Source organism: Clostridium sp. M62/1, assembly GCF_020736365.1.
Classification (GTDB): Bacteria; Bacillota; Clostridia; order Lachnospirales; family Lachnospiraceae; genus Otoolea; species Otoolea saccharolyticum_A.
This window is the reverse complement of the sequence record NZ_CP085988.1, coordinates 514,616-529,390: the sequence shown is the minus strand read 5'-3', so window position 1 is coordinate 529,390 and position 14,775 is coordinate 514,616. Positions and strand designations below refer to the sequence as shown.

The following is a 14,775-nucleotide window of genomic DNA, read 5'->3' as shown; positions in this document are numbered from 1 at the left end:
CTGAAACCGGCATGCGCAGGTATAATGCCCGCCCTGCGGTCATTATACCATATATTTACTGTCAATTCCATGATTATTCCCCTAAAACAATAGAAAAATACTGAAAAATTATTCTCTCTGTCGTGTAACAGAACATTGCTGAAGATGGTTCAGCTCTCCCTAAATCGGTAACTGAGCCCTGCTATCTGGACGGTATCCCCCTCTTTTACGCTTACCGTTTCATTTGCTTCCATCTTGTATCCATTTACTGTAGTTCCATTGGTAGAATTCATATCTGTAAAAATGTAAACTTTTTCTTTTTTGTCAACTCTGAGGTGAAGGCGGCTGACTGTGGGATAATTGAGCACATAGTCATTCATCTCCTCATGTTTACCTATCAGAAAGGGAACATAGGGAATTTCAATATCCTCTCTGTCTTTAGAAGAGCTTTCGAGACATGCTCTGTGGCCTTCGTATGCAGATGCCAAATCATTTAATAGCTGTGTATCTTTCTCACACTGTTTTTCCTTCTGTCCAGAGCTCTCTATATCCGGAGAGCCTTCGTCAAAAGACTGAAACAGAATTTTCCACTCGTCCTGCTCCCTCTGTCTCTCTTTTCCGCCGCTTTTGAACTCCTTTTTCCCTTCTGGCTCTGTTTCTTTTAGGCTCCTGCTTCGTATGGACCTTTTTTCTCTCCCGCACGCCTCTGGACATTCTTCCCTGCCGCTCTCCCGTGAGCCCCAGTCAGGTTTTTTCTCCCTTTCCTGTTCCATAAAAAACAAATCAGACGGCTTCTGAGAAAGGGAAGGGTTTGTGCTTGTCTCTTCTGCTGCTGTCTCCGATTGTTTAAAATGAACAGATAAAACTCTCCCAACCAGATACAGCAGGGATACAATCACAAGTGGCAAAACCCCATAGTTTTTTAGCCCCGACATTCCTTTAAACAGGTAGATGAGTCCTTCCAGGAAAAGGATACCGAGAACCAGCCTAATGGGATGAAAAAATTCATTCTCTCGTTTTTTTACCTCACTGCTTTCGTTTCTTTCGGAAATCTGGTCAAACATAGGCTCCCTGTTCTTTTTCCATATCTTTCCCTGATGCTCTCTCCCGGTATCTGTACTTTTCCCCTGGCACTCTGCCCCGTCACGATTCCCGCTCTCACCATCCCCTTCTCTTTGAATATCTCTGAAAGACCTGCAGGAGCTGTCTCTGTTTCCTCGATCCATTCGTTCCCGGTTTTCAGGTGCATCCCATTTGTCCCAGGCTTCTTTCCTATCTTCTTTCGCTGAAGCCCCGGCCATCTCCCATCTGTTTTTTCCTCTCTCAACTCCTGACAGATATTTCAGAAGATCTTCCATCCCATAATTTTCTTTGAGGCTCTCATGGTAGAGCCCATAGGCCAGGACAACACTCCTGTGATCCTGATGGTTAACCTTCTCAAGAATATATTGGAGCAGTTGTGTAAAAGCATCCGGAAAGCTCTGGCTGTATCCCGGAAGCAGGCAGAAAAATACCGCGAAATCCTCCGGTTCTACGTAAATATAGTCTGGCTCCAGAAGAATCTGCTCTTCTTTCAGAAGATATTCCTCTGTACGGCGCAGCATTCCAGCTGCAGAGAGCAGGATGGCCCGAATTTCGTCATAGGATATAAGTCTTCCTTCCAGAAGCCTTGACAGAGGCTGCTTTGAAGTTATCTCATAGCAGTATACATCCCCTTCCTCCGTATGCTTCTGGCGGAATTTTAAGAGCCCCTCAATATTGTTTTCTGAAAGCATTTTTCCCACATAGCTGTCTGCCTGAAGCTCAGGATCACTTAAAATCATGTAATTGTGGTTCATTTCTCTTCGGTAGCTTACCCTCAACTGCTCCACATTTCCACCTCCCGCTCTGCACGCAGACAGAATCGTTTTCTGCTTTTTGCAGTTATTTTATTTTTCCCTCTCTTTATTATTTCGCTCTTTTTTCATTGGCATAAGAATCAGCATTTTCCTCCGTTTCGCTGACAATCTCCCTCACAGGAAAAATCATGCTACGGAACTGATTCGCAACCGTCGCAGAGTAAACACCCCTTATATACCGATCGCTCTCACGATTCTCAGAAACTTCTGAGGTTCAAATCGTTTAATACTCACTGTTCCTTCCTCCTGACCCTGTATATTTGTAAAGACTCCTGTCAAATTTTCTCCCTTTTTTTCTATACTGATAGAACTTCCCCCTAAGCGGTAATAAGAGCGGAGGGCCCTGTTTGCCCACTCCTCACACTCTCTTATGGAGCTTTCTCTATCTATACCTGTCTGTGCCATCTCTGCTGCATCCATAAGAATCAGCATACCGGCTGTCCTTTCATGCACCCGAAAGCCCTCTCCCAGAATAGCAGCACAGGTAAACAGTACCACCGCCATCACTATAGAAGCCTCCACTGTAACGGATGCCTGAAGTCCTGTTCTCCTCTTTCCTTCTGTTCCCTGTCTCTTTATCTTCTTCATCCCATTTCTCCTGTTCTGCGTTTCTTCATCCCAGAGATTCTCCTGTTTCCCATAAGGAAAAATCTCAAATCACAGCCATAAAAGCGAAAAGTCCCTTTTTTCTCATTTATACGAGCCCGGATGGAATAAATATTTGCAGGATCACTGCTGCCGGAATAAGAAACGGCAGAAAGGGAAGTCTTATATCCTTTACTTTTTTTCCAGCGCAGAATCCCCAGATGAGCATTCCAAGTCCCCATGCGCTGCAAAACAAAAGACCGCAGAACAGCAGCGCCAGGCACTTCCAGAATCCTAAATACAATCCTGAAACGAGAAAGAACAATCCGTCTCCCTTTCCAACCGCGCCTTTGGTACAATATGATATGATCAAAAGACCTGTCCCTGGAAGAAGTGAAGCCGCCTGACCGAACAGCTTTCTAAACACCTGTTCTCCCTCTTTCCATCCCCCTGTCCCGAGATCTCCTGCCGCCCATATAACTCCTGCCGCTGCAGCGACCACAAAAAAGATCAGCGGTATTTCCTTTTCTTTTAAATCTTTCCATGCGCATGCGCACAGAAAAACAGCAAATACTGCCTTCATGTCTTATTTCCTCCACAGTAGGAGCAGGCTCCCAGATGTTCTGCCTGGCTCAGGGGAACTTCTCTCACATAGCTTACCACAGACGGGCAGTCCGTCCGGCTGTGATAATGGGAGCCGTTTGGCATAATATAAACGGTATCTCCCGCGCCGCAGGCTTTTCCACACACGCTGCACGAGTAATATTTCCCTCCCGACTGATTTCTCAGGTTTTCTATACTTTCATAGGAGACAGCACGAAACTCATTAGTCAGATAATGGCATTTTCTCGAGAGATGATAGCGCCCCATGGAAGAGCCGATATATACCATCACTTCCTCTGCTTTTTCTGTTTCCTTCCCGCGGTTTCTGTCACCCTCACTGCCAATCCATGCTCTTCTGGCTGTCCTGGACGACGCCTGTATTCTGCTGATATGAAAGACAGAAAATGGAATTTTTAAATCGTATTCTGCCGCAAGGATGATATTTTCCCCGTCTTCCATCAGGGATGCCTCTGTGATCCTCAGATTTTCAATTCTTCCTTTTCCTGCAATCCCCTCTATTTTTTCTCTTAAATACGCTCTGACAGCCATTCCGGCTAAAAGGCCGGAAAGCTCTTTTTCCCAGTTTTCACTCTCCTCTAAAACCGTGTCATCTCCCTGATCCAGCCTGTAGAGAATATAGGCATACTGACTCATCTCTCTGGCTGTCACTTCAAGAACAGTCTGAACCTTCTGCCTGGTTCTCAGCATTTCCATTGGCATCATCATACACACTGAAAAAAGTACAAACAGGGTAAGTCCCAGAGCGGCTTCTACTGTAAGGCTCCCTGATACAGTTTTTCTTCTCTTTCCCATCTTAAATGTCATTCTCCATACCCCCTCCTGCTCTCTGCACGCCCGGATTTCTGCAATCACTGCAGTCAGACTGTTTAAATGAAAATTATCTGTATCTGAACCATTGTACCTGGAGAGGTCTTACAAACATTCAAAGAGGGAGGGGGTATGGAGAATAACCTCTAACTGCTTGCTCCTAATATTTTTTTGCTGCTCTCTTTCTGACTGTGGAAACTGTACCCTTAGCTGTACACTCTGCCTCCACACTGACTGCACATCGATTCATTCTGAAACTCTCCTGGGTACCTGACAGATTATACTGGATGAGATCCATCATGCGTTCATTTCTCTGAATTCTGTCCTGAATCAGCAGAAATCCTTTTAGATAATCTCCATAATCAGGACCGTCTTTTCCACCGCCTTCTGAAATTTTTTCCTTTTTATCCACAAAATTGAAAATCTCATCCAGATTCAGCCTCCAGTCTTCTTTTCCCTTAATCAGCGGAACTCCTTCCCCCTGAAGCAGCGCTCTCACATCCTCCACTGACTCAGCAAATGCCCATACTCCCATAATAAAAAATGCCGCTATATCTGCAATGGGTGTCACACCGGCAGCCCCTGTCAGCGCCAAGGCCAAAAGTCTTGCCTCTTCCCGTTTTTCACTGTCACCTAAAATATGAATCAAGTTCATTCCCTCTCTGACCGCCAGAAGTTTTTTGACTGTCTGGCTCAAATTCTCCCTATCCTTCCTTTTTCCGTTAATGATATATTCCTGTTCATAGAAAAGCTGTCTTTTCTGTTCTCCTTCCTGCTGCTCGTTTTCATATCTCGGAAAATGGACCTCCACATATTTATTTATGAGAGCTCTGTCAATAAGCCCTTTGGCACTTACAGAATCAAGTCCCATTTTATATCCGTCTTTTCCTCCTGAGGGCAGTTCTCCCATTTTCATTTCTCTTTCAGATATCTCTGCTCCTTTCGGAAGCACAAAGTCAAGCAGATCCATTTTTGCCATATTGTTTATTTTTTGGAGGATTCCCAGTCTCTGTCTGTCCTCAATTCCTGCCTGGTAACCTGGGGTGGGAATGCGGCATCGATTCAGGCTGCTGCGCACATTCTTCCAGAGTTTCTCCTCATCCAGCTCGTCGTCCTCGTCATCCCCTTCCCATGAATCAATGTACTCCTTAACTTCCACAGCTCTCTCTATGGACTCCTCCACAATCTCCCTGTTTTTCTGTGTCTCTTCCGCAATCCGCTCTACTTCCAGTCTCCTCTCCCCTTCTGCATCTGTATAAGAGCGATAGGAATCCATCTGGCCTTTCAGGGCCTCCCACGCTGTCTCGCCTATCTCTTCCCGCTTCTGCTCTGCCTTCCGTTCTGATTCATCCAGCTCTTTTTTGAAAAGTTCCGCTGTCAGCTCATATTTTTCCATCAGAGCAGGGATCCGCTCCATCTCCCCGGCCATTTTTTCTGCTGTCTTTATAAAAGCAGTCCCCCGGCACTCGCCAAGCTCGTCTCTGCACTCATCTAACATCTCCTGCTGCCTCCCAAGGGAATTTTGAATCTCCTCCAAGATCTCCTCCAGCCGAAATGCCTGTTCTGAGTGAATCTGGTAGCTTTCCTTTACGGCATGAATCCCATCAGACGCTCGCATCACCTCTGAAAACTCTGTCAGCGATGCCTCATCTCCCAGATCTGTGAAAATACCGAATTTCATATAATCGAGAATTTCCTCCTCCAGCGGACTTCCTCCGTCCTCTGTCACCAGTACCTCGTCTTTGATCTGCGTATTCTCATTTCTCAGCCCATAGACCGAATCACATTCCAGATATTGATTCAGATACTCAGAAAATTCATCTGCCAGGGCTTCTTTCCCCTCTGTTTCAAGAAGCAGCAGATGGTACCTCTCCCAGGCTTCTCTGTGATATTTGCTCATAAGAGAATCGAGAGAGGAGTTCATGGCAGTCTGAAGATACCAGCCGGAACCTGCCAGACGGGCAGAATGGAGAAGTGCGCACATAATCGATATCATGCAGAGCAGAATCATGCTCAAAAACACTGTGACGCTTCCATTCAGAGCTCTGGGGCTTTGTTTTCCGACACCCTTATCCGATCTGTTTTCCTTCCTCTCTCCCATAATTCTCATACTGAATCTGGAATCTCCCTCCTGCCTAATCACTTATACACTTCTTTTGACTGACTGTTGATTTCTTTAAAAATTGTCTCCAGAAGCTTATTAATCTGCTCTTTAAAAATGATCACCAAACCGATCAGAACCACCATAAAATACACCCCTCTCTCGGAAATGCTTGATTTTATTGGCTCTAACAGAATGTAAGCACCGTTCATTGTGTTTATTTTCAGTTTTTACTAAAATAGCAGGCCCCTTTTATTGGAGCCTGCTTTATTATCGATTAAGAAACCTTTTTCAATTATTACGCAGAATTTCTAATTCTTTTTTTAATGACCTGTTTTCTTCCTGCAATTCCTGATTTTGTATTTCTAACTGTTTAATAGTCTTTTTTTGTAAACTGAGCATCTTCTTCAACGTGGTTATCTTTCCTGACATTACTTGATCTACAATAACCTGTTTGGGATTATAACATGCCCCTTGTTGTAGTAATGCTTTATTCACAGCATCTCGTACTTCAGAATTGCTGTAAAAAAATCCTTTAGATAACCCTGTATATTTCGCTAAAGCAGCAATTGTGACTTTTTCTTTTCTCTCAAGCATTTCATCAATAGTTCTTTTTGCAAAAGCGATTTTTTCTTGGCTTTTCTCTCGATTAATAGATACCATTTTATCATACTTCATAGCCATTATCCCTCAATATTTCTCTCAATTTAGAATTTGTATAACTAAAATCTCAACTTTCCTTATTTTATGCGACTTGGCGGTATGCCTTGCCACTCTATATGTATCCTTTTCCCTTGTTTTTGCCCTTATGAGGTATCTACAAGGGAAAGTTTTTCTTATTCGATTTTATTCTCCAACCACCTTATCAAGTAGTCGGGCTGAGTTTCGCTTACCTTCTCGGTTAGCGTGTGCATAGACATTCATAGTGGTACTTACATCCGAGTGTCCAAGTAATTCCTGTACATCCTTTGGTGCTGCTCCATTTGAGAGCAGGTTTGTGGTATAAGTGTGTCGCAGGGTGTGGAAGTGGAAATTATCATCAAGCTCCGACAATCGTTTCCTTGCTGTCCTTAAAGCTGTCTCAACCGTTGCAGGGGCTTCGTATGCTCCGTCCGGTCTGATACATACAAGGTCAATCTCGTTGTAATCAAGCGGAATGTCCTCTGTGCCATCCAAATGATAAAGCTCATAGTAGATACGATTCTTTTCCTTAACTTCCCTGTAGTAGTTCCTCTGATAGAGTTCTCCGTAACTGAATACCTGCTTTCTCTGTTCCTTTTTCGCTTTCTTTAAGATGTCAGCGAGCGTATCACAGAAATCCACGATACGGACTTTCTTTCGCTTTGTCGGACCAATCTCGGTCTTGTGCCTTGCTCCGTTGTAACGGACACTTCTTCGTACTGTCAGATACTGTTCCTCAAAGTTAATGTCACTCCAAGACAGTCCGCATACCTCTCCAAGTCTAAGACCTGTGTAGTACGCTATCTGTACCGGCAGGACAGCAGGCTTGTTTCTTTCTTCCAGATACTCCATAAGCGTTTGATACTGCTCTGGTGTAATCGGGTTGATAACCTCTGCATCCTCATCATTATCAGAAAACAAATCCACATCTTCCTCGGCTTTCCTACGCATTACCACATACTGCATTGGATTGAATGTGATGTACTGCTTTGGAAAGACTGCAAATCGGAAGGACTGTTGCAGGACTGCGTGGAAAGAACGGATATAGTCGATGGTGTAACCCTTTGACTTAAAATTTCCTTCCTCACCGCCAAATGCAAGTAAATCCATAAACTTCTGCAAATGCTCCGAAGTGACTGTCTTTAGTTTTCTGTTTCCGATTGGGTGTTGTTTAATCCTGTTTACTGCCTGTAAATAGTTACCGACTGTACCGTTGCTAAGTGAACCCGTTTTCAAATCTTCCTCTGCCCATACATCTAGCATCTGTCCGAGTGTGAGGTTGTCCGCTTTGGCTAGAAATTTCTTTGCGTCATAATCCTCCATAGCCTTGCGTAACATTTTCTCTGTCTCTGATTTGCTCTCCGTACCTGCAAATTCTTTCTGAACCAAGTTACCACTTGCATCCTCCACATAAAAGCGGTAGTACCATTTCTTGCCTTTCTTCCTTACAGAACCTTTTGCCATAATCGTTTCTCCTTTCGATATCGGCAATCGGAACTGGTGAAATGCTTCTTGCGTGTAAGTATATCATAGCTCCGTCTGCCTATCTATACCGAATCGGGATCTTTTTCTGATAAAAGATTGGCTAGTCGATTTTTCGCTGTCTCAGGATTCTTAGAATACAGTCTTACAATATCGCCCATATCGTTCAATGCGTTGACGGTGTGGGTGATTTCTCTAAGGAACATAATCTCATTGTATTCCTTATTGGATTCAAACCCCATTGTCTGGGCGAGCATTTTGTTATCTGTATTTCCTTTGAAATTCTTACAAGCGAACTGGAACGAATCCACGAACAGCTCGTATTCCCGTAACATCAGTAGTAGCAGGTCTTTGGAAAAATCACTTTCGGACTGTTCCATATCATAAGGGAGCTTATTCAGAATGGAAGTCATCACATCACGAATCTGTAATTCTCTTTTATCCGTAATGTCTGTTTCGTATTCGTCCGTCTCACCTTTCAGCCATTCCACAGATACATGAAGTGCATCTGCCAGACCTTCTAAGGTCATTTTCTTGGTGTTATCAATCGTTCCTGCTTCGTATCTCTGAATGGTTGAGGCTGTCACGCCCATTTTTTCAGCGACATAAGGCTGGTTCAATCCTAACTCCTGTCTACGGCTTTTTGCTCTGCTACCGATTGTCTTTCGCAATTCTTTATCTTTTAACATACTTGCGAACCTCCTTTTTCGGTATGTCATTACTATACCACATAACACGATATATTGCAATACGCAATTCTATAAAAGATGATAGAATTTCGTAAGGCTTGACATAGCGTTATAAAAGATATATACTTTAATCAGAATTGCGTAACGCAAGTTTTAAAAAAGGCTAATCCTTTCTTCAAAAAGGAACATCCTCTGATATACAAGACTTGTAATCCTACGCAGGAATGAGGTGATCGAATGACAGAATTAAAGTTTGCTCTCTCCATTGAAGAAGCTGCCGACTATACAGGTATCGGAAGAAACACTCTTAGAAATCTTGTGGAATGGGAAAAGCTGCCTATCCTTAGAGTGGGAAGAAAAATCTTAATCCGCAGGGAACGATTAGACGAGTTTCTGATTCTCAATGAGGGGAAGGATTTACGAGACAGACACGCAGTAAAAGCGGTCAAGGGAACAATGAAAAATGAATAAGGGACAGTCCTAAGACCATCCCTCTGGTATGTATCTGACTAAAAGCCATGATATACCTACACGCAAATAGATTATATCACGGACAAGTCCTCAGATACAACCAGAACTTTTGGAAAATGAGGACAAGATGGATGTGAATGGGTGCAATCGTCCACCCAGTTATAGCTTGTTGGTAGGACAAGTCCACCCAAGATGCAAAAGGTGTTATGAATAGTCCACCCAAGCCAGAAAATGAAGTGGGTGCAACCATCCACCCAAGTGAAGCCGACTGGTAGGACAAGTCCACCCAACTTACAAAAAGTGCTGTGAGAAGTCATACCAAGTGTAGCTATGAAAAAAGCTGTCCGACCTATGACAAAAAGTGTACGCTACTATGATTTTGAGTGTCCAATCTATGGGGTACATTTTCAAAGAGTTAATAGTAAAAAGCTCTATTAAAATCAAAATGTAATAAAACAATGCACTATTAAAAATGAAATTTAATAGGAACTTTTACTACCACTTCCTTGCCAGACACAGTTTAAAAGTAAGCGAAGTAACACAATGCTATTGTCAGGGCAAAAATGCTAACGAATCGTGCTATTGTTTTTTCGATTTTAATAGCAGACTTCTACTGTTTCTACGGTTTTTGCTAAAAAGTCTGAATAATAGAACAATGCTATTGTTAAGGCAAAAGTGCTAACGGATTCGTCTATTGTTTCGCTGATTTTCATAGCAATCTTCTAGCATTTCTGTTAAGAAAAGGGAGTGCCGGATACGGCACATAAAAAGTGTGCCATTAAAGGCACAAAATTAGGTGCTGAGGGAACAGTTACAGCTAAAAGTGAACTTCATAAGCAAGCCCTCGGCGTTTGAGAGCGAAATACACCCATCGCACAAAACTTCGTTTTGTACTCTGTGTATTTCGCTCTGCGAGGCTTAGCCGCCACAAGGCGGATGTGTTCGCAAGACGAGTGCCTATGCACTCGCTCACAGGGAAAGTTTACTACTCACATCTCATCTATCTTATCTGTCCTCTTTTCCAAAATCAAAACTGGGAAAGGAGGAAATCGCTATGCCAAGAAATTCATTTGTGCAGATGTCAAAGCTCCATAATGTTCGTGGAAGAATCTATTATATCTCCAGTGACAAAAAACAGGAAAATCTCTATGCGGTATATGAAACCACAGACCGAAAATTTTGGACAGAACTTGCCAAGTGCAATCAGGCAGAATTTAAGAAAAGCGGTACAGAGGGAAAATGTATCGAAGCAAGAGAATTTATCATTGCCCTGCCGGAATCCTTTGTGGATTATCCGCCAGACGGACTATTAAAATATATGACGGATAAATTCAAAAGTCGGTATGGTGTTGATTGTATTGCAGCACTCCATCATAACAAACGAAAGACGAATTATCATATCCATCTTATCTTTGCAGAACGAAATTATCTTGACGAACCGATAGAAAAGATTGCCACCAGAAATATGTTCTATGATGAGAAAGGTAATCATGTTCGTACCAAGAAAGAAATCCTAGACGAGAATGGAACTATCCGTAAAAGGTGTAAGGTGATCAAGAAAGGTGAGGTCTACGAAAGACAGATGTTTACCATCAAGGACGCTCGCTTTAAGCAGGAACATTTCTTAGATGAGGTCAAGGTATTTTATACCGATGTCATCAACGGACTTGTCAAAGATGAGAAAGAAAAGCTGTCTGCATTCAAGCGTGGGGATGTCTATCTTGCCACTAAGAAAATCGGTAAGAACAATCCAAAGGCAGATAAGATTACACTCAATAATAAGGTCATACAGGACTGGAATCGTACTGTGGATCACGCTTTGGTATCGGGGATGGAGCGAAAGGAAATCTTAAAGGTAAAGCAGGAACAGATTTCAACTCCGATTAAGGAATCCATTCACAAGTATGGCAATCATCCGGAGCTTTTGTTTATGATTATCTTTCGGGCAATCGAGCTGTTAAAAGAACTCATAAAGTTGCTGATACAGAAACAGGAACAACAGAAAGCCAGAATCTCCGACCTTATGGAGCGAAGAAATGAAAAACAAGAGAAACAACCAGCTCCATCCGTTACACAGACAGACAATCAGACAATTCCTGCTGTGACCCAACCATTCAAAGCACCTGCTACTACTACCGCAGAAAAGACCGTTATTCCGCCAAGACCAAGAATGTCTGAGCTGGCACACGATTATGAGATGCGACTTGAAGAGATTATGGAGAAACTTAAACGACAAAACAGAGCCATTCATACGCAGGAAGTGAAAAAAGACCTTATTGACGAGGATTTGAAGAACTGTACAGGATTATTCCAAGGAAAGAAACGAAAGGAATTGCAGGCACAGTCTAACAAATACGCAGAAACGATTAAGATTATGAAGCAGGGATTATCCCATATCGTGCAGGATTACAAATATCCAACGGTAGATGCGTTCCTGCAAGTCTATAAACAAGGCAAGTCCGAGTATGAATCCTATGTCAAAGCAAACAAGGAATGGAACTCCAAGTATGGAGAAAACTCAATCCATCGAAAGCTGGCAGAAAAACAGGCAGAAGTTCAGAAACGGGAACAGGACAGAGATTTTAACTATCGTTCGCCATCAGACAGAGGAGCTAGATAATCTAATTAAATTCAAAAAAGATAAAGACCATCAAATTCTTTATCTTTTTTGAATATTTATGAAAAGTCATCCTGCTATTTAAAGTGTCTCATTAGATTTTTAATTGTTTCGACTATCATAAGAATGATTACGCAGAAAAAGGAATAAAACAATGTGGTATTCATCTTCGTGTTTCCAATTTTATAAAACAGCAGAAATCCAATGCTAACAATTATCACAGAAATAAGTTTATGTATCCATTTTTGTTTGGTGGTTAAACATATTTTATGGTTACTTATAGGTGCAAATAATATACACATAAGGACAAGTATCAAATATCCTAGTACAGTTGGCTTTAAATAGATTATAGCCCACTTATCAAGACAACCGAGAAAAAAGCTGCCTAAGATACATGTTAACTGCGTTGGAGCATGGGCACCTCCGGTATAATGTCGTAACAATGAAAAGGTAATTACCCAAATTAGGGTATAGCCGAGTGTATGTGATAAAACTCCCCATACGAACAATAACACTATGGTTATAAAAGTATTCAAAAAACATTCTAAGCCATATATGTATATTTCTAATTGATCCGCAGAAACATCCTCCCCGGATAGTTCTGCTAACTTATTAGCAATAGATGTAGCCCACTTCGTAATCATTCAAAATCCCCGCTTGTATCAAATCTTGTTGTATATTTGGCAAAAGCACTTATCACGTCTTTGGAATAAGAACGTGCGATTTGTGTAGTTAGATGATTTGACAATTCAATCGTTCCTGATGTAATACGATAGATATGTGCCATATTTACAATATAAGAACGATGGGTTCGGATAAATTCACTTGGCAAATGGACAATAATCTTATTTAGGGTAGACATTTGTTCATAGCATTTGCCGTCTACGGTCAATATATCCACATAATGTAATCTGCTCGAAAATGTCAATATATCTGCATAGGGAATACTTACAATTTCCTGCTTGTTTCGGTATATGTAGGTATTATTAGATAACCCCTTCGCGATTTCATCCAAACACAGAAAAAGAGTATTTTCCTTGACGGGTTTTAGCAAGTAGTTTAAAGCTCTGACTTCATATCCTCGGAATACATATTCTCTAAAAGCTGTTAAAAATACAATAATACCTTGATAACCAGATTCACGAAGGCGTTTAGCAACCTCAATTCCATTCATTTGCCCCATTTGTATGTCAAGGAAAAATGCTGAAGCCTGTATAGTTGTGCCTTCAGAATTTTTTGAAAAATATTCTTCGCCCGATTCGTATTCGTCAATTTCAATATCCCAATCATATTGCTGCCCGTATTTTCTTATTCCATTTTTCAGCCGTTCTGATTCGATCACAGAATCTTCAAGTATGGTTATTTTCATTTTCATAGTAGTTTGTTATTCTCCTTATCCGGTATCATAATATGTACGGAAAAAATTTTGTTATCAGATGTAATCTGCAATACGCCATCTGCCTTTTCTACAAGCTCTTTTACTCGTCTTATCCCAAGTCCATGTTCTTTTCCTTGTTTAACACTCAAAATGTCTCCATCAATGCTACCTTTTATCACACCATCATAATTATTTTCAATGTGAATCAGTATCATATTCTGGTAAGGTTTAATATAAAAATAAATGTATGGATGCTCGGTTGGATCAGAGATTATAAGTCTTTCTCCTGCTTCAATGGAATTATTCCATATATTTCCAAGTATGGATGAAAGCTCAACAGAATCAAGCGGAAAATTTTCAGGAGCCATAATAGAATATTCTGTCTTAATTCCGTGTTTTTCAGCATAATCAAGTTTTGCGGTAAGTATGCAGTCAATAGCAATATTTCCCGTTGCTATGGCACTTTGCGTAGTTGCAAGAGTGTTATGGTATTGCTCTGTATATGCTATAAGTTCATCCCATTTCTTGTCTTTTGCTAATACGTTGATTGCATCCACATAAATCTGCATATCATGTTTCATTTTTCGTAATCGTTCAGTTGTCTCAGATAAGCTATTGAACTCAGTCCTTTCCAGCTCATAAATCTTTTGTTCTTCCAGTAATCGTATGTTTTCTTCTTTTGAATAACCTAGCTGGTATATGTATAGCATCAATACTAAAAATAAAATAATAAAAAACAAGTCAACCAATGATAGCCTAGCTGAAAAGGATGAATCACCAAATTTATCAACAGATTCCAAAGTCAGCCTTAATATGTAGTGCCCGATTGCAAGTCCAGAAATTGCGATGAAAATATATGCAACTTTTTGGAACGGTGAAAGAGATATGTCTTTGTTTCCAATAGAATGAAATAACAAGACAAAAACAGCTATCATTGCCAAATATAACATGGTATATGGCTTCCGTAATGTTCCACCTAATAATAGCTCCAGAGACGCTCCTTTATAAAGAGTAACGGGAATAAAGAACGAAATCTGTTCTGCAACTAAGCAAATGATGGAATACGAAAAGCCCCAAAAGATACGGCGAATTATACTATCACGATAGAACAATACTGCATATCCAATGTCCAAAACACAAGATGACATCAAAGTGCTGTAGGATGATATTCCCATTTTATTCAGCGTGCATAACACAGCAAACTGAAATGATACGAAAAGAAACATCAAAACTGCTTGATGTTTATAATTTGCTCGAATACGCAATTTTTTATGGATAAATATTATAAACAATGCCAGTTCTAAGAAATTAACAATATATTCCCATATTGAGTCAATATATAGCATAGCTACCACTTCCTTTAATCATTCTCCGTCATATTTTATCATCAATAAAGTAGGTACACAACATAATATGCTACCGTTTGTGCATAGTGAGCTACCATTCATGCATAGAGGTATTGA

At 41.2% G+C, this 14,775-nt stretch carries 14 protein-coding genes; 2 read left to right on the top strand and 12 right to left on the bottom strand.

Annotation, left to right across the window (positions count from 1 at the left end; translation table 11 throughout):
- Positions 1 to 149: 149 nt before the first annotated feature.
- From LK436_RS02890 to LK436_RS02850, 9 genes are all read right to left on the bottom strand, one after another.
- Entirely contained in the window at positions 150 to 1,850 is a 1,701-nt protein-coding gene (locus tag LK436_RS02890) for a DUF6382 domain-containing protein (RefSeq protein WP_044930877.1), read from the bottom strand.
- A 198-nt stretch (positions 1,851 to 2,048) separates the two neighbouring features.
- A complete protein-coding gene (locus tag LK436_RS02885; protein WP_008396986.1) occupies positions 2,049 to 2,465 on the bottom strand; it encodes a hypothetical protein in 417 nt (138 codons plus the stop codon).
- Between the two features lie 106 nt (positions 2,466 to 2,571).
- A complete protein-coding gene (locus LK436_RS02880) occupies positions 2,572 to 3,045 on the bottom strand; it encodes a prepilin peptidase (RefSeq protein ID WP_008396987.1) in 474 nt (157 codons plus the stop codon).
- The gene (locus LK436_RS02875; protein WP_015544543.1) at positions 3,042 to 3,890 is read right to left on the bottom strand and encodes a TadE/TadG family type IV pilus assembly protein; all 849 of its coding nucleotides are present in this window, start codon (positions 3,888 to 3,890) and stop codon (positions 3,042 to 3,044) included. The genes LK436_RS02880 and LK436_RS02875 overlap by 4 nt, the downstream gene beginning before the upstream one ends.
- A gap of 163 nt (positions 3,891 to 4,053) precedes the next feature.
- Complete coding sequence (locus tag LK436_RS02870; RefSeq protein ID WP_049932065.1) at positions 4,054 to 6,003, bottom strand: DUF5702 domain-containing protein; 1,950 nt, start codon at positions 6,001 to 6,003, stop codon at positions 4,054 to 4,056.
- A gap of 29 nt (positions 6,004 to 6,032) precedes the next feature.
- Positions 6,033 to 6,140: a Flp1 family type IVb pilin gene (locus LK436_RS02865; RefSeq protein ID WP_416207818.1), complete on the bottom strand. Its 108-nt coding sequence runs from the start codon at positions 6,138 to 6,140 to the stop codon at positions 6,033 to 6,035.
- 145 nt (positions 6,141 to 6,285) lie between these two features.
- Positions 6,286 to 6,672 (bottom strand): DUF6262 family protein, encoded by a 387-nt coding sequence (locus LK436_RS02860; RefSeq protein WP_044930976.1) that lies wholly within the window; start codon positions 6,670 to 6,672, stop codon positions 6,286 to 6,288.
- A gap of 168 nt (positions 6,673 to 6,840) precedes the next feature.
- On the bottom strand, positions 6,841 to 8,139 hold the full coding sequence (locus tag LK436_RS02855; protein ID WP_008396995.1) for a tyrosine-type recombinase/integrase: 1,299 nt from the start codon (positions 8,137 to 8,139) through the stop codon (positions 6,841 to 6,843).
- An 83-nt stretch (positions 8,140 to 8,222) separates the two neighbouring features.
- A complete protein-coding gene (locus tag LK436_RS02850; protein ID WP_008396996.1) occupies positions 8,223 to 8,846 on the bottom strand; it encodes a helix-turn-helix domain-containing protein in 624 nt (207 codons plus the stop codon).
- 237 nt (positions 8,847 to 9,083) lie between these two features.
- On the opposite strand from LK436_RS02850, the gene LK436_RS02845 reads away from it, so the two are divergent.
- Positions 9,084 to 9,317, top strand: coding sequence for a helix-turn-helix domain-containing protein (locus tag LK436_RS02845; protein ID WP_008396997.1), 234 nt, complete (start codon positions 9,084 to 9,086; stop codon positions 9,315 to 9,317).
- A 1,054-nt stretch (positions 9,318 to 10,371) separates the two neighbouring features.
- Entirely contained in the window at positions 10,372 to 11,937 is a 1,566-nt protein-coding gene (locus LK436_RS02840) for a MobA/MobL family (RefSeq protein ID WP_015559481.1), read from the top strand.
- A gap of 74 nt (positions 11,938 to 12,011) precedes the next feature.
- On the opposite strand, the gene LK436_RS02835 is transcribed toward LK436_RS02840, so the two are convergent.
- The 3 genes from LK436_RS02835 to LK436_RS02825 are packed head-to-tail and all read right to left on the bottom strand — an operon-like array spanning position 12,012 to position 14,658.
- On the bottom strand, positions 12,012 to 12,578 hold the full coding sequence (locus tag LK436_RS02835) for an accessory gene regulator B family protein (RefSeq protein ID WP_008397001.1): 567 nt from the start codon (positions 12,576 to 12,578) through the stop codon (positions 12,012 to 12,014).
- On the bottom strand, positions 12,575 to 13,309 hold the full coding sequence (locus LK436_RS02830) for a LytR/AlgR family response regulator transcription factor (RefSeq protein ID WP_008397003.1): 735 nt from the start codon (positions 13,307 to 13,309) through the stop codon (positions 12,575 to 12,577). The genes LK436_RS02835 and LK436_RS02830 overlap by 4 nt, the downstream gene beginning before the upstream one ends.
- Positions 13,306 to 14,658 carry an ATP-binding protein gene (locus LK436_RS02825; protein ID WP_008397004.1) on the bottom strand — a complete coding sequence of 451 codons (1,353 nt, stop codon included), beginning with the start codon at positions 14,656 to 14,658 and terminating at the stop codon, positions 13,306 to 13,308. Before LK436_RS02825 ends, LK436_RS02830 begins: the two co-directional genes overlap by 4 nt.
- Positions 14,659 to 14,775: the final 117 nt, after the last annotated feature.